This is a genomic window from Ruegeria arenilitoris (assembly GCF_013035425.1).
GTDB lineage: Bacteria > Pseudomonadota > Alphaproteobacteria > Rhodobacterales > Rhodobacteraceae > Ruegeria > Ruegeria arenilitoris_A.
This window is the reverse complement of the sequence record NZ_WQHX01000007.1, coordinates 266,310-282,487: the sequence shown is the minus strand read 5'-3', so window position 1 is coordinate 282,487 and position 16,178 is coordinate 266,310. Positions and strand designations below refer to the sequence as shown.

The window sequence follows — 16,178 nt, the reverse complement described above, 5'->3', positions numbered from 1 at the left end:
GATATTGAGCCCTGCGATCTCTTCCTCTTCGGTTACCCTGAATCGGAAAACCGCGTTACCAGCCGAGAATACGAGAAGGGCCACTCCGAAGGTCCAGATGCCATAGACAAGCACGCCCAGACCTTGAACACCGATCTGTTCGAGGCGGCTCAGCCCTGTGCCAAGGGTTTCGAGATCGCCGTAGAGGCCAGTCGCCAGAGTGCCCCATATCCCGGCCCCAAGGTGCACAGGGATTGCTCCGACCGCATCGTCGATCTTCAGGGTTTCGAGGATCTGGCTGAAGAAGACGACAATCATGCCACCAACCAAGCCAATCAGGGCGGCGGACCCTGTCGAGACGGCGAAACAGTTCGCGGTAACCGCAACAAGTCCGCCTAGTGCGCCATTGATGAACTGATCCACGTCGAGCCGCTGATTGACCGCGTAGCGAAGCCCCCCGGCCGAGATAGCACCGACACATCCTCCGACGACCGTGTTGATGAGAATAGAAGGTACAGTTTCGTCCAGCGCCAATGTGCTTCCGCCATTGAAGCCCAGCCAGCCGATGAAGAGAAGAAGAGCCCCAAGTGTGGCGGTGGGCATGTTCGAAGGGGTGATAGTGTGGGCGCCAGAGCCGTCATCAAAGCGCCCCAAGCGCGGGCCCACAATCAAGACGAGCGCGAGGCCCGCCCAACCCCCAACGCTGTGAACCACCGTCGACCCGGCAAAATCCACAAAACCCAACTCTGCAAGCCAGCCTGACCTCCGGGACAATCGCTCGGCCCAGACCCAGTGTCCTGCAATCGGGTAGATGAACCCCGATACGATAACCGCGACAAAAAGATAGGCCCCGAACTTCATCCGCTCCGCGACAATCCCCGAGAGGATCGTGACCGACGTCGCGCATAACATCACCTGGAACAAGAAGAAGACAGCAAGAGACGGGGAGGCCTTTGCAAAGTCGAGGGAGAACAGATCCGATCCGATCCACCCTTGATAGCTCAGACCATACATCAGTCCGAAGCCCACGAGCCAGAATGCCAGAGCCGAAACACAGAAGTCACAGAAGTTCTTGATGGCGACGTTGATATTATTTTTCGACCGGGTCATTCCGGTTTCGAGGCAAAGAAAGCCCGCTTGCATCAAGAACAATAGCGTAGTGGCGATGACCACCCAAAGCAGATCAATGCCCTCCATCAATCGATCCTCTTCTGGAAAAAGCGAGGGCCTTGCAGCGGCTTTACATTCGCGAAATATCGAGCTTTAAGAAGTTTCATCTAGCGCTCTCCAAGAAATGTCTCTCTACAATCGGCAACTCACTTTCGTGCTGCATCCCATGTTCTGAGATATTGAGCCCTGCGATCTCTTCCTCTTCGGTTACCCTGAATCGGAAAACCGCGTTACCAGCCGAGAATACGAGAAGGGCCACTCCGAAGGTCCAGATGCCATAGACAAGCACGCCCAGACCTTGAACACCGATCTGTTCGAGGCGGCTCAGCCCTGTGCCAAGGGTTTCGAGATCGCCGTAGAGGCCAGTCGCCAGAGTGCCCCATATCCCGGCCCCAAGGTGCACAGGGATTGCTCCGACCGCATCGTCGATCTTCAGGGTTTCGAGGATCTGGCTGAAGAAGACGACAATCATGCCACCAACCAAGCCAATCAGGGCGGCGGACCCTGTCGAGACGGCGAAACAGTTCGCGGTAACCGCAACAAGTCCGCCTAGTGCGCCATTGATGAACTGATCCACGTCGAGCCGCTGATTGACCGCGTAGCGAAGCCCCCCGGCCGAGATAGCACCGACACATCCTCCGACGACCGTGTTGATGAGAATAGAAGGTACAGTTTCGTCCAGCGCCAATGTGCTTCCGCCATTGAAGCCCAGCCAGCCGATGAAGAGAAGAAGAGCCCCAAGTGTGGCGGTGGGCATGTTCGAAGGGGTGATAGTGTGGGCGCCAGAGCCGTCATCAAAGCGCCCCAAGCGCGGGCCCACAATCAAGACGAGCGCGAGGCCCGCCCAACCCCCAACGCTGTGAACCACCGTCGACCCGGCAAAATCCACAAAACCCAACTCTGCAAGCCAGCCCGACCTCCGGGACAATCGCTCGGCCCAGACCCAGTGTCCGGCAACCGGATAGAGAAACCCCGATACGATAACCGCGACAAAAAGATAGGCCCCGAACTTCATCCGCTCCGCGACAATCCCCGAGAGGATCGTGACCGCGGCACCACAAAACATCACCTGGAACAAGAAGAAGACAGCAAGAGGCGGGGAGGCCTTTGCAAAGTCGAGGGAGAACAGATCCGATCCGATCCACCCTTGATAGCTCAGCCCAAACATAAACCCAAAGCCGAGCGTCCAGAATACAAGCGTAGACAGACAGAAATCCGCGAGGTTCTTGATCGCGACGTTGATGCTATTTTTTGAGCGCGTCATCCCACTCTCTAGGCACAAGAAACCACCCTGCATCAAAAAGACCAGGGCGCTGGCAAAAATGACCCAGAGCAGATCGACGTCCGCCATTAGGCAATCAGCCAGAGCTTGCGCCTATGAGAACCTTGCCTCGTCACGCGTTCAGCCACCCTTCAATCTTTTCTAGAAGTCGCTTTATGTCGACCGGCTTGGTGTCATAGTCGTCGCAGCCAGCACCCAAAGCCTTATCGCGATCACCAGCCATAGCATGTGCAGTCAGCGCGATAACCGGAATGCTCTTTGTTTGGTCGCTGGCTTTGAGGTGCCGTGCTGCGTCCCAGCCATCCATCACCGGAAGGCTCATATCGAGCAGAATAATGTCGGGGCTTTCCTCTGAGGCCATCTCGACACCGCGCTGGCCGTCAAACGCCATGACGACGTCGTAGCCCTTCTTCTTGAGCCTGCGAGACAGCATGTCTCGGTTCATCTCATTGTCTTCAACCAGAAGAATTTTTGCCATCTTGTCTTCCCTTCCTTTTCTTCGTCACCGGGTTATCGGAACGGCGCCGTAAGCGGCGTCTGTTCGCGACGATGTATCTTCTGCTAGCCGAGCCTCAACGAGTTTTCGCAGATGCATCTCGAGCATCGTGTCGAGCTGTTCCTCGGTTTCAAACATGTGAAAGGCTCCAATATAGGAGCCGTCTTCGTCGATAAGCCAGCGATCGAGATACTGGTTGAGTTTGTCGATCTGGTCGAGTCTGTCGAGAACCACATCGCGATCCTCGAGCGACAGTGTCGGCGCGCCCTGCTTTCGGTAGAGAAGCATCTCCGGAGAGCTTTGCTTCTTGAAACCGCCCAGTGCGTCCTCGAATTCGAATGCCGTACCGGACTCGTACCTGGTACCGTCGGGTCTCAGGATCGTGTCGGGTAGAGGCGAGCCGATGCGCGACCAAAGAATACCAACGTAGATTTCCGTATCATGCGGTGGGTGGATCTGAGCCTGGAAGGTTTCAGAAGCCAGCATGGGCTCCTCTTCCCAAAGGATTGGGATCAGATAGGCACGCCCAAAAAACTCCTCGTTGAGACGCCCAATTACGGTCTTTGCCACTCGCCGCTCAGGAATGACGTCGCCTGGTGAGGATATAAAAATCCGGAACTGCCTTGAGATGTTCTGACGAAGACGCACCTTTTCTAAGCATGCGCTGATTCGAGCTTGAAGCAAAATTGGATTGAAAGGCTTGAAGATGTAGTCTTCTGCACCTTGCAGGATACAATCGACCATCATCCCGATATCGTCAGACGCAGATAACATGATGACAGGTATGGTGCGTAGGCGAGATGACGACTTCATTCGTTGCAGGGTCTCAAGACCCGACAAGCCGGGCATCATGTAGTCGAGCAGGACGAGATCAAATCGCTCAGTTTCAAGTAGGGCAAGAGCCTCCTCACCGCTGGAAACTACCCGTGCGGAGTAGCCCATGCGTTTTACGCGCCGCTTGAGTAATTCTCGGTTGGAAATGTCATCGTCGACGACCAGAATTTCTCCGCCTTGTCCGATTTCGCTGGTGATAACATGAGTGTTCTGCTCAGTAGTGGGTATGTTATTTTTCTTTAGACTACTTTCTTTTTCGGCGTTTTTTTCGAGCAACCGCTGCGGGATCGCATCTACCAGACTCAGAGCTCTCCGACCTGCTTCGGCAATGTGTTCCAGGTCAGAGATGAACTCGGCTTCACCGAGATCGGTCGCCTCCTCAAAGATCATCTCCGAGTAACCGGTTATGTGGTTGAGCTGCATCCGAAACTGAAACTGCGCCTCGCTAACATTGATTTCATCGGGTGATACCGTCGTCGCGCCTAAGAAGTCCTCGATAAGAGCCAGCATTTTGTGGCCTGCATTCTGGATTGCCTGCAGGTCTCCGGAAAATGTCTTTAGAAGATCGGAGGACAGATCTTCCTCGATCATCTCGGCGTAGCCGATGATGTGTCCGATAGGTGTGCGAAGGTCGTGGCGCAACTTTGAAAGTTGTGCTTTGAAATCGCTGCGATCTTCCACTTTCTTAATCATCCGGCTGATGGCGGTTCATGTTCGCGGTGGTAGCGGTGCGTGCTCCACTGGACCACGTCCATCAGCGAACGTTCGGCCAAATCTGAAATCACATCCTGGGCGTGGATAGGATCGGAAATCGCTCCGAGACGCCGCTCGGCAAGCTCGAACAGCTCTCCCTGATTTGCGTACTGCCAGAGCAGCTCACGCGTCGCCATTTTCGTTTGGTAGATTTCCCATATTGCAAGCCAAAGCGGCAAAAGCCCCATGAGGAAGACGACCAGCGTTTTCCCATCAAGATCGCTGATATGGAAATCGTAGAGAGACTTCTTGAAAAGAAGCAGTGACACGGCACCGACAAAAGCCGCGAGAAACAGGAATTTCTTTACTGTTTCGAGACGCTCATGCTCGCCGTGCAACTGGTGATGTTTTCGTGAAAAATATGCCGCCTGATCCTTGACCCATCTTTCCGATACTGCCGCGACTCTCTCTTGTGTGGAGACAGTACTTTCGTAGGTCAATGGTTCTGTGCAGCGGATTGCATCCTCAATCCATCCGAAGCCTTTGAAACGCTCAATACTGGTCAGTCGCAGGAGACGCCGTGTCTGGCCTGTCGTGCCGGCTCCGGACAAGACGAGGAAGAATCGAATGCGCAGTGCCTCGGCTAGCGCGCGAAAAGCGAGGTGACGTCCGAACCACCCGCGCCTTGACCCGATGGCAAACAGTACGAAACCTCCCGCAAACAGCGCCACGTAAGCGATCAGAAACAGTTTCAGTGCGGCAATCTTTGCATAAAGGAGAAATGTAAGTCCCATCAGGGCGGCCATGAGGCCGAAGAGCTTAAAGAGACGATCGGATTGACGCTGATTTGCGAGGGCAAGTTGATCTGCACGCACGAAATCCACATCGATCGAGGAAGCGACCTCTGATATCTTGATATCATCGGGGGTAGAGATCGGATAGGCGGTCAGATCGGTGCCGGTTGTAGTGTCGCGCTCGAAGGCAAACTGGTCAAACTCGCGCCAGCGCTCCAATACGAAATCAGGGATATGCTGCAGGCGACAAATGAAGCCGCTAGCACCCGCCTGAACCAGATAACTTGTGCTTATTTTTCCGGGGCCACTTTTCCCGGATTGTCGCGGTGTTTCAATCCAGATGATTAGATCCGAAGTATCCTCGGAAAGCTCGGCATTATCTATTGCTTCGTAAGTCTTGGCGGTTCCCGAACGCGGCTTCGACCCGGATAGATAACGAACGACGACGTCAGAAGACCCACCAGTAAGCCCGGTTACCTCTCCATCCCAAAGTGCAATAAGGACATTTGACCGCCTTACAAGGTAATCCATCAGCCGTGCGTAACAGACATCGCGAGACGCTGCGTCTTTGAAATCACTATCTATACTGCCGGTGGGGAGAGGCAGCTCTTGCACAGTGACGCGGTCGTCATTCAAAAGCCGAATGAGGTTCGCAAGCGCTTCGCCCTCAAAGTCGGTCTCATAAAGAGCTCTAGGCATTGGAAGAACGGCACGCACCGGAAAGCCAATCTCAAGGGCAACCTCGGTCGCCAGCGTATCGGCGCCGTCAGCCAGTCCGGTCACGAGTTCGACTGGAAGAGCCGAAAACCGTTCTCTGAGAGCCTCGAGTTCATTCCGGAGCGCCGCGCGTACATCGGAAACGGCATCAGAATGAATGTCCCGGTGCCCGGTGAGACCAATCGTGAACACAAACCCTGACTTTGCCAATTCGTCACCCATTCAGCGCTCCATTAATTTCGAGCGCCCATTTCGGCACCTTCAGGCCAAGCCGCTCGGAAATGTCCGTGAGCGCCTCGCGCTCTTTTGCCGTCGGTATCCCGTGAACACCCGTCATTCCAACGGCGATCGCCTGGACGATTTGCGGTCCTCCCTTGACCTCGCCGGCACGGTCAAGCTTCCTAAAGACCTGTCCTTCCCTGTTCAAAACGTCACCAGAACCTGCAAACGCGTGAAACAGCTCCAACGCTTGGCCAAAATCCATGTGCCTCAGCAAGTCCGCTTCCGCCATAGTTCGTTTGAGGAATTCTTCTTCATCGTTATCAACGTCTCCTCTGCAAGCTGCGATGATCGCAGCCCCTGCCATCGCGGCATTCAGAATATCTTCGTGGCGTAGCTTCGATGACAGAAGGCTCATGAAGTGGTGAAAAGCTGGGCGCTCCAATATGGCGCTCACGTTTTGTCGCAGTTCTTCAGAGAGCTTGCGACGCTCTTCGGCATGAAGGGATGACAGTAGGTCTTTACGTGCCAGCTCAGCGTTCTCTTCGCGCTGCAGCGCGCGCGACTTGAGGTTTTCGCGAAGGTTGGTCTCTAGATCAGGCTGGCTGAGCATCAAACTCCGCATTGTATCTTCAGCCAAATGCGCGACGACGGTGTATTGTTCGGCCTGGGCAAGGTATTTCCGAGGCGTCGAGTCAAGGAAGCTCCGCAAACCAAAGAGTTCACCCTGCGGGCAGATCTCAATCTTGATCTCGTTGGCTGAGTTTTCGTCGATCTGACGGTATAGCGCGGTATTTCCCTCGAGGACGAGATAAAGGCCATCCGAGGGCTCATCTGGTTCATAGAAGCAGCCGGGCGGGTTGAGCGAAATAATACTAGCTGCGTCAGCGAGTCGGGAGAGATCTTCCTCTGCGCATACTGAAAAGATCCACGATTTCCGAAGTTCTTCCATCACCCTATCAACTCCGAAGTCCTCATCTCTCCTATTGTCGAGCTCGCTCCATTCATCGCTCGAGCCAAGCCAGTGACGGTTAATTGCTATGCGAAGGCGGTGCTTTCTCATCGCACTCCAGATTGCCATGATGACTTCGTTCTGAGCGTCCCACCACGGGTCATCGCCGTTGAAGTGGAAGCGGATACGAATATCGATCCCTTCCTTGCTGAATCCGAGCAAATTGAAGTTCGGTTTGGGATCACGACGTACGAACCTGGAGTGCTCAAGTTCCTCGGCGATAGCGCGTATGACAAGCTCCGGAGGGGCTGAAAGTTCGCACGTAAAGTGAACGAAGTATCTGAACCGCCCCGTGGGCTCACTGAAGTTTAGGATCGTCCGATCGGCGACGCCGCTATTCGGGAAAATGTATAGCGAGTCCGTGTGGGGGTTCTTGATGGAGATAGAACGCCAGTTGATCTCGTAAACTTGGCCGTATACACCGTCGATCTCGACAAAATCGCCGATGCGCAATGCCTGTGTGGCATTCAGGGCAACACCGGAGAACACTTCTTTAAGTGTCGATTGGGCAGCAAACCCGAAAACCAGAGCGGCCACTCCCGATGTCGCGAGAAGACCTCCTACTGGCTCGTCGTAAACAAAATGCATTACCAACAGGATCGCCGCTAAATAGATCGTAATCCCAACACCTTCTGACACGATTATGGGAACTTTCCTCTGCCCGTGATCGGACAAAAGGCCATCCCAGAGGACGACTCTGATCACGCCGTTCAAAAGGAATGCAACGCAGATTGCAGTAGTGGCTAGAACGGCCTTATTTGCGGCTTCTGCGAGATGTTCAAGCCCTATGACGCCCAAAGCAGGGCCGATCAGTAGGTAGAAGAAGATCAGAAAGACTAAGAGTTCTCCCGAGGCGCGGACTCGATGTACCCGACCGGAAACATAGACAGTTGCTACGCGCACAACCAAGAATGCTGAGCATGCGAGGATCGCAAACAGACCAAGAGCAGGGATAACTTTCTGAAAAGTTTCTATTTAGCCCCCCTCTCTCTCGCGCTTACCCGCATTTATAATTGCGAAAAATATCTTATTCAGGGATTGATATGTGTCAAGGAACAGCCTTGGGCGCGTTGGTAAATCCAATTTATCAGCAGGTTAGGCGAAGGGGGTCGGGAATGTTCAACTGGGATGACGAGGATGAAACCAAGGCAGGTTACGCTGCAGCCATCGAAGCGGTGCTTGGTCTCGCAGCACAAAAGATGCCGGTGACTGAAAAGGCAGTCGAGGAGTGGCTTGATGTCTCGCTCAGCGGCATCGACGAACACAAACACATCCGGCGTCATGCTATGGCGGTTGCCGTGCGTATGATCCGTGGGCCTTTACACCCACCGAATTAACGCGCCACCGACTAAGCACTCAAACGGGTGCTGAATGAAGACAACTCATTAAAAGGGAGGAGAAGAATGGGAAATGCTCGACTCGACTACATCTGGTTGGATGGCTACGAAACCTCAAATATCCGGACGAAAGCGCAGATCCATCCCGACAGTGCATATACCGGCGCCGTAGAAGACACGCCAAAGTGGGGCTTCGATGGCAGTTCTACGCAACAAGCCCAGGGCCACGACTCTGACTGCATCCTCCAGCCGGTTCGTGTCTATCCTAACCCTTTCCGGCCAAACGCCTATCTCGTTCTGTGCGAGGTATTCCACCGAGATGGAAGTCCTCATGAAACCAACACGCGAAATCTTATAGATCACGAGAACGAGGCCGAATTCTGGTTCGGATTTGAGCAGGAATACATCCTGATGACCTCCAACGGTCGACCGGTTGGATTTCCCGATGGTGGGTTTCCAGAGCCACAAGGACCCTATTACTGCGCAGTCGGCGCCCATCGGGTAGAAGCAAGAGAGATGGTTGATGAGCACTGGGACGCCTGCCTTGCAGCCGATCTTGGCGTGACCGGCGTCAACGCAGAAGTGATGTTGGGTCAGTGGGAATTTCAGTGTTTTGGCAAGGGCGCTTTGCGTGCGGCTGACGACCTGATCGTTGCACGGTTTCTCCTGCACCTGATATCCGAGAAGTATAACCTTATCGCTACCCTTGACCCGAAACCGATATCTGGAGATTGGAACGGGTCTGGCATGCACTCTAACTTTTCCTTCGACTACCTTCGTGACGTCGGCGGCCAGGATTATATTGAAGCGCTATGTGAGGGCTTCCGTCCGTTCCATAAAGATCATATCGCGGTCTACGGCGCGGGAAACGAACGCCGGTTGACGGGGTCGCATGAAACGGCCTCAATCGATCAGTTCAGCTTTGGCGCGTCTAACAGAGGTGCATCAATCCGTATTCCGATTTATACGACCACGCACGACTGGAAAGGCTTCTTGGAAGATCGTCGACCGGCATCCGATGCCGATCCTTATCTCGTTGTCGACCGCATAATGCGAACCGTCAAAGTGGCTCACGAAGAGGCGATTAAGGCTGTGTGATTAGGAGGATTGGAGTACGGTATGGCAAGGATCGAGATCCAGAAGACAATGTTCGTAGACGGGAAGGAGGTGCACGTTTCCGGCCGTGCACCCGTAACAGATGCGGCGCATCTGACCGGCGGCGGGATGAAGGCTCTCGCCGAGAAGCTTGGCTGGAGGATAGACGAGCAGTTCCACGTTATTGATGCGGAAGGAAACCTTGCCCTGGAATCGAAGCTAGAGTTCTTCTGATCGCAACCCACACCGTACAGCTACGCCCAACAACCAAAATGAGATGCCGGGACTTAAATTGAGGTCGGCGTTCTGAGCACAGAAAAGTCGTCTGCATACAAGATGCAGGCGGCTTTGATGGGCAGCTTTGCGACCAGGCAAAATAAGCCGCTCAGACTACAAGAAGGAACAGCATTTATGCAGTCTGGTTGGAGAAAAGAACTGAGCGAAAACTTCACGGGTCCTGTCGTGCTCCCAAGTATCACCGCTGGACTGGTTGCGGGTGTCTTGACGGTTACTTTCATGTTTTCATATTCGGCAGTCATATTTACCGGGGAACTATCCGGGTACGTGCCGCGAGCGACGGGGCAACTCCTTTTTGGTGGTGTTGTAATAGCTCTCGTCATTGGTCTGTTCAGCGAGCTCCGTGGAGTCGTGGCTCTACCGCAAGACAATCCAACAGCGATAATCGCCGTTATGATTGCGACGCTATCCCAACTTCCTGGCGGTGCCCTCTCTAATGAAATGCTTTTTGCCCAGGCAGTGGTGATAATGGTGCTGTCGACTGCGCTTGCTGGGGTGATTTTTTACCTCGTGGGACGGTGGCGGCTGGCGGCGTTTGTCCAGCTTATCCCGTATCCAGTGGTTGCCGGTTTCCTAGCGGCCACGGGTTGGCTTCTCTTTAAAGGTTCCTTCAGCGTAATGGCTGAAGAAACTTTCGATTTTGCCCGGCTGAGTGCGCTTGCCGAAGTTGCACATCTCTGGTTGCCCGGAACTGTATTTGCTCTTGTGACACTGTTCGTGTCTCTGAAATATACCAATGTCTTCATAATGCCTGGCCTAATTATCGGCGCAGTGGCTCTCTTTCATGCAATTCTCTTCCTCACGGGCACTTCGAGTGAGGAAGCCATTGATCAAGGCTGGTTGCTGCAACCATTCGGGGACGGTGCATTGTGGCAGCCTGTGCCTCTAACAACTTATCTCTCTGCCGACTGGACTTTGTTCGTGACAGAGTTTACCGGGCTGGCCACAATTCTTTCTATAGCACTCATCTCTGTTCTTCTTAACCTTACAGCGCTCGAGTCTGCGTTTAATCGTGATATCGACGTCCATCGCGAGATGCGTGTGGCCGGGCTCGCCAACATTCTTGCAGCGCCGGGTGGAAGCCTTGTTGGCTATCATTACGTAAGTTTGTCAACTCTTGGACAGCGCATGCGTGGGGATAGTCGGCTCGTCGGGCTGGTAGTCGCCGTGTTCTGCCTTCTGACGATGACAGTTGGAGCAGGTGCTCTTTCTGTATTTCCCAAATTTGTGCTTGGTGGATTAGTAATGTTTATAGGGTTGGGCTTCCTTTATGACTGGGTTGTCAAAAGCTGGTCCAACCTACGGCGCGGTGATATTGCGATAATTTTTGCGATCCTTTTTGTCGTAGAGTTTATCGGGTTTCTGGAGGGCGTTGCGACCGGCGTGGCCGCAGCTTTGGTCCTTTTCGTCATTAACTACAGCAAAATTAATGTTGTTCGCTTGGCCATGGAGGGGAGTAGTTTTGGGAGCAACGTCGACCGTCCGGATGACCATCGAAAAGTTCTGAGCGCCGAAGGCCAAAAGATTCTATATCTTAAACTTCACGGTTTCATTTTCTTTGCATCCTCAATTAAACTTTACGAGGAAGTGGTTGGGGCTTTGCTCAGAAAAGAAGGCGCGCCCGAGTTCATAATTCTGGATTTTCAACAAGTTTCTGGTTTAGACACATCCGCTGTTCATGGCCTAGTCAAAATCAAGAAAAAGGCACTAGAAGTCGGAACGCAGCTCGCTTTGGCTCACGTCCCTGAAGAAATTAATCAATTGCTGCATGAAGAAGAATTTCTCGATGGCGATGCTGTTATTGAACCTATTTTCAAGGACGCAGATAGTGCGTTGGAGTGGTGTGAAGATTTTCTTCTAAGAACGGCGGGTATTGATCCAAACATAAAGTCACTGCTGATAGATGATCAGTTGGAAAAAATTTTCGAAATCAAATCCGATGTTGAAGGATTTAGGAGTTACTTGAAGGAGATGAAATTCGCGGAAGATGACGTTGTTTCAGAACCTGGCAATGAGCGGCGCATGCTGCTTTTCATCGAACAAGGTACCATTTCGATCTATCTCCGCGAGTTAGACGGCGAAAACCATAGAATACGAAGTACGGGTTCAGGTTCGATGGTCGGTGTGGCGAGCTTCTTTAGACAAGGAAATGTCGGGGCGCTTGCGCTGGCCATAGCGGACAGCCACGGAACCGCGCATGTTTTGACGGATGCCGCATTCGAACGCATGAAATCCGAAGATCCGGACTTGGCGCTGAAATTCCAGACGTATGCACTAGAGTATGTTTCAGAGCGGCTCGCTGACAACTTGCGAACGCTGTCATTGATCCTTCGTCTCGAAGAATAGGCGCCGCCGGTCTGCTATTGCCCTCGTAATCTCGGAAGGCGACTGAGCGACATAGGTATCGGTCGCGAAAGCTGGCAGGCTGCGGCTATTGGAATAATCGTCAAAACACCAGTACCATTGAAGTGACATACTTGGAGGCGGGCCAATGCAACGTATTGGAGACATTGAGCGGTTCGGCATCTGGGGCGCGACTTTCGCCCTAACGCTTGTTTTCTTGGGGCTCGCGTTCCTGACGCCCTGGGCGTGGGCAGGTGTGGTGATATTCGGGGCACTGATGCTCCTGGGTCTCCACGATGTCATCCAGGCCAAGCATTCTATCTTGCGCAATTATCCAGTCGCCGGACATATGCGTTTCTTCTTTGAAGGATTTCGGGTCGAACTGCGCCAATACTTGCTTGAGAATGATCAAGATGAGAACCCGTTTTCACGGGAGGACAGGTCCTTGGTTTATCAGCGCGCCAAGGGAGACGAAGATAAACTGCCCTATGGCACAAAGCGGAATGTCTATGGGGCGGGCTACGAGTGGTTGACGCATTCAGTGCGGCCTGTCCACATCGTGGATAGCGATTTCCGCGTTATTATTGGCGGTCCCGACTGCTCGCAACCGTATAACGCGTCCATCTACAACATCTCGGCCATGAGCTTTGGGGCCCTGTCGCCCAACGCCATTCTCGCCCTCAACAAGGGTGCGAAGATGGGTGGTTTCGCCCATGACACAGGCGAGGGCGGCATCTCTCGTTATCATCGTCAAGGCGGGGGTGACCTGATCTGGGAGATTGGTTCAGGCTACTTTGGATGTTGTGACAACAACGGAAATTTCGATCCGGCCCAATTTGCGGAAAAGGCAGCCGATGACCAGGTCAGGATGATCGAAATTAAACTGAGTCAAGGCGCCAAACCGGGCCATGGCGGCATGTTGCCAGCTTCTAAAATAACTCAGGAAATCGCGGAAGCTCGAGGCGTGCCTATGGGGGTCGACTGCATATCACCAGCGTCACATTCTACCTTTTCTACGCCAATCGAACTGATGGAATACGTCGCGCAACTGCGTGAGCTTTCAGGGGGTAAACCGGTGGGCTTTAAACTTTGTATCGGCCACCGTCGTGAGTTCATGTGCATTGTGAGGGCAATGCTTGAGACAGAAGTGACACCGGATTTCATCGTCATCGATGGAAAAGAAGGGGGTACTGGCGCCGCGCCGCTTGAATTTGCCAATCATATGGGCATGCCGTTGGTCGAGGGTCTGACGTTTGCGCACAACACGCTCCGCGGGGCCGGGGTTCGGGATCGCATAAAAATTGGCGCTTCAGCTAAACTGATATCCGCTTTCGACATCGCGAAGGCGATGTTATTGGGCGCCGATTGGGCTAACTCAGCACGAGGATTCATGTTCGCTGTGGGGTGCATACATGCCCAAGCGTGTCACACCAATCATTGTCCGGTTGGCGTAGCCACTCAGGACAAGCTGAGAATGCGGGCCCTCAATGTTAAAGACAAGTCGGAACGTGTGAAGCGTTTTCACCATGGTACGCTTTCCGCGCTAGCTGAGATGACCGGGGCTGCTGGGCTTTCGCATCCTTCGGAATTCCTGCCTCACCACCTGATCATGCGCGAAAGTGACCGCGATATGGTAACTGGCGAAGAGGTCTATCCTTATTTGCCGGAAGGGTTCCTACTGAGCGACGAGGCTGATAAATTTGGTTATCTGGATCGATGGAAACGATCGCGCGCTAACGACTTTGCGCCATTTGACGTGTGATTTGGTCTTGTCAGAAGAACTTGGGTTGAGCTGGGCAGGGCCGTTGCGTAGCATTTAGGAATGAACAAACCTGCTTCGTTCAAATACTTCAAAACCAGCCCTGAGATCATCCGCCTGGCGGTGATGCTGTACATCCGATTTCCGCTCTCGCTTCGGAATGTCGAAAACCTGCTGCACGAGCGAGGTATTGACGTTAGCCACGAAACCGTCCGCTACTGGTGGAACAGGTTCGGTCCGATGTTTGCCTCTGAGATCCGAAGAAAGCGGGTGCAACAACTGCGCGCATTCTCGAGATGGAAGTGGCACATAGACGAAGTATTCTTGAAGGTGAATGGCAAGCGGCATTATCTTTGGCGGGCTGTTGATGACGAAGGCGAGGTGCTGGAAGTCGTTGTCACCAAACGCCGAAACAAGCAGGCGGCACTGAAATTCCTCAAGAAATTGATGAAGCGGCACGGAAAAGCGGAAAACGTCGTCACGGATCGCTTCGCCTCATACAGAGCCGCTCTCAGAGAACTTGGTGCTACCGAAAAGCAGCAGACGGGCAGGTGGCTCAACAACCGAGTTGAGAATTCGCACTTGCCATTTCGACGAAGAGAACGCGCTGTGCAACGTTTCAGGCGCATGCGAAGTTTACAAAAATTCGCTTCTGTCCATTCCTCTAGCCTGTTCAACAGCCCTCTGCGAGAATGCGGTCTCGGATTGCGGTGAGCTTCGGCTTCAGTTCGCGGTCGAGGTGTTCGTGCCACTTTTTCCCTTCCGGACTGGAGTGCCAGTATTTGAGAAGTTCTGCGTGGTTGTGACCACGCGCATTAGGAAGGCGCCGTTCATCCGGAGTGTCTGACAGGTATGCCTCTATGAGAGCGTCGTCTTTCCTGATTTGGTCTTCGGTGTCGAATACTGCTGGGTCGGGCTCTTCAATAGATTCCGGTTCGGGCAAAGGATCCGGAACCTTGCCTTCCGAAATCAAGATATGGTTTTTAGCCTTGATCAGATTAGTACGCATTTCCGCGTGCCAGCGCGGGTCCGTCCGATAGGCCCAGGCTCGATGCTCGTGGCGTTCGACCGCTGCGATGTATCGCTCTCGCGGAATTGCCATTCGCTTCTTAAGCTTGGCGATACGGACCTTCGAGCTATCAGGCACCGATCAAATCCAATCTGGTCTGTAAATCATTTAATTCACGATGTAGTTCCTCGGTCTCCATTGCTTTTCTCGCAGCCTCAATGGTGCGCAAAAGAGCATCAGCCTCGTCCGGCGCGATTTTTCCTGATGACACCGCTAAAAGAACAGAATTAACGGCTTTCAAAATATCTTCAGGCCCTTCGATCTTCGATAAGCTGACTTTCAGCGGCCGGCATTTGCGCGGAGGTAGAATACGCTCGAGACATAGTCTTATCGCGGTCATGTCACCTGCTTTTGCCAGTTCTACCGCCTTCCCAGTGATGGCTTGCGCATCACCATCCATCAATGCCTCGGCTGCGAGCGTAGCTTTGTTGCGAGCGCCTTTTGGCCTTCCTTTCGGATTACCGCTTTTGCCTTTAGCAAATTTCCCCGCTGTCTCGGGGTGCGTCTGTTTCAAACCTGTCTTTTCAGGCTCCGGTTTTGATTTCATAGTGTCGACAATTGATCGTTTTCTCGATAAAAGGTAAGCATAGTTTACCTAAAAACTCAAGCCGCACCATAAAGTCCGTCTTGCAGCAGAAACCCTTATTCTTAGGAAGTTGGGCATCAACCCACAAACTGATCGGCAATTTTGATATCGTGCGAACAAGTGAACTTGAGTTCACTCGGGTCATGCTAGTGGCACAATCTTTTACCGTCGGCAAACTCAGCGATAGTCAGTAACTACGATGCTCGCATTATGTGCTGAATAGCGGCCTCCCAAGCCAGAGCCCGCAGATGGCAAATCCGCGCCAGGCGCAACTGTTCATCTGGCTCTGACGCTTCCAGCCAGTGGCCGTCGATAATGCGTGAGCCATAGTGGTCTGCCCAATCCCAACCTTTAGGGTTTGTATCAAGACCAACAAACTCATCGCGGTCCGTCAGGAACAACTCTTCAAATACAGGATCAGACTGGATCTCGCTTAGGTAGGTCTGCACTGCTGGGCGTTGTAATGGTTCAATATACATGTGGGCTTTCCTCAATT

Annotated in this window: 14 protein-coding genes and 1 pseudogene; 6 read left to right on the top strand and 9 right to left on the bottom strand. The window is 53.2% G+C overall.

What is annotated here, in order from left to right:
- The 6 genes from GOV45_RS18840 to GOV45_RS18815 form a co-directional block, all read right to left on the bottom strand.
- The coding region (locus tag GOV45_RS18840; protein WP_170480658.1) for an ammonium transporter at positions 1-1,176 on the bottom strand (1,176 nt) is incomplete at its 3' end.
- 76 nt (positions 1,177-1,252) lie between these two features.
- Positions 1,253-2,500 (bottom strand): ammonium transporter, encoded by a 1,248-nt coding sequence (locus GOV45_RS18835; RefSeq protein WP_170480656.1) that lies wholly within the window; start codon positions 2,498-2,500, stop codon positions 1,253-1,255.
- A 43-nt stretch (positions 2,501-2,543) separates the two neighbouring features.
- Positions 2,544-2,909, bottom strand: a complete 366-nt coding sequence (locus GOV45_RS18830; protein ID WP_085641541.1) for a response regulator — start codon at positions 2,907-2,909, stop codon at positions 2,544-2,546.
- 24 nt (positions 2,910-2,933) lie between these two features.
- The gene (locus tag GOV45_RS18825; RefSeq protein ID WP_170480655.1) at positions 2,934-4,454 is read right to left on the bottom strand and encodes a response regulator; all 1,521 of its coding nucleotides are present in this window, start codon (positions 4,452-4,454) and stop codon (positions 2,934-2,936) included.
- A complete protein-coding gene (locus GOV45_RS18820) occupies positions 4,451-6,187 on the bottom strand; it encodes a hypothetical protein (RefSeq protein WP_170480653.1) in 1,737 nt (578 codons plus the stop codon). Before GOV45_RS18820 ends, GOV45_RS18825 begins: the two co-directional genes overlap by 4 nt.
- Complete coding sequence (locus GOV45_RS18815) at positions 6,180-8,099, bottom strand: mechanosensitive ion channel domain-containing protein (RefSeq protein ID WP_170480651.1); 1,920 nt, start codon at positions 8,097-8,099, stop codon at positions 6,180-6,182. Before GOV45_RS18815 ends, GOV45_RS18820 begins: the two co-directional genes overlap by 8 nt.
- Before the next feature lie 212 nt (positions 8,100-8,311).
- Here GOV45_RS18815 and GOV45_RS18810 point away from each other — a divergent pair, with 212 nt between their 5' ends.
- From GOV45_RS18810 to GOV45_RS18785, 6 genes and pseudogenes are all read left to right on the top strand, one after another.
- Complete coding sequence (locus tag GOV45_RS18810) at positions 8,312-8,533, top strand: hypothetical protein (RefSeq protein ID WP_170480649.1); 222 nt, start codon at positions 8,312-8,314, stop codon at positions 8,531-8,533.
- A 66-nt stretch (positions 8,534-8,599) separates the two neighbouring features.
- The gene (locus GOV45_RS18805) at positions 8,600-9,631 is read left to right on the top strand and encodes a glutamine synthetase beta-grasp domain-containing protein (RefSeq protein ID WP_170480648.1); all 1,032 of its coding nucleotides are present in this window, start codon (positions 8,600-8,602) and stop codon (positions 9,629-9,631) included.
- A 21-nt stretch (positions 9,632-9,652) separates the two neighbouring features.
- A complete protein-coding gene (locus tag GOV45_RS18800; protein ID WP_170480646.1) occupies positions 9,653-9,862 on the top strand; it encodes a hypothetical protein in 210 nt (69 codons plus the stop codon).
- Positions 9,863-9,964: 102 nt separating this feature from the next.
- Complete coding sequence (locus GOV45_RS18795; protein WP_367648696.1) at positions 9,965-12,271, top strand: SulP family inorganic anion transporter; 2,307 nt, start codon at positions 9,965-9,967, stop codon at positions 12,269-12,271.
- A gap of 145 nt (positions 12,272-12,416) precedes the next feature.
- Complete coding sequence (locus GOV45_RS18790) at positions 12,417-14,030, top strand: FMN-binding glutamate synthase family protein (RefSeq protein ID WP_170480642.1); 1,614 nt, start codon at positions 12,417-12,419, stop codon at positions 14,028-14,030.
- Between the two features lie 60 nt (positions 14,031-14,090).
- A pseudogene (locus GOV45_RS18785) lies at positions 14,091-14,693 on the top strand (IS6 family transposase); the annotation flags it as partial.
- Positions 14,694-14,700: 7 nt separating this feature from the next.
- Here the strand turns inward: GOV45_RS18785 and GOV45_RS18780 are convergent.
- The 3 genes from GOV45_RS18780 to GOV45_RS18770 all read right to left on the bottom strand — a co-directional run bounded on the left by GOV45_RS18780 (position 14,701) and on the right by GOV45_RS18770 (position 16,161).
- The gene (locus GOV45_RS18780) at positions 14,701-15,174 is read right to left on the bottom strand and encodes a hypothetical protein (RefSeq protein WP_170480638.1); all 474 of its coding nucleotides are present in this window, start codon (positions 15,172-15,174) and stop codon (positions 14,701-14,703) included.
- Positions 15,167-15,643 (bottom strand): DUF5681 domain-containing protein, encoded by a 477-nt coding sequence (locus GOV45_RS18775; RefSeq protein WP_170480636.1) that lies wholly within the window; start codon positions 15,641-15,643, stop codon positions 15,167-15,169. The genes GOV45_RS18780 and GOV45_RS18775 overlap by 8 nt, the downstream gene beginning before the upstream one ends.
- A gap of 233 nt (positions 15,644-15,876) precedes the next feature.
- Positions 15,877-16,161, bottom strand: coding sequence for a hypothetical protein (locus tag GOV45_RS18770; RefSeq protein WP_170480634.1), 285 nt, complete (start codon positions 16,159-16,161; stop codon positions 15,877-15,879).
- Positions 16,162-16,178 lie beyond the last annotated feature (17 nt).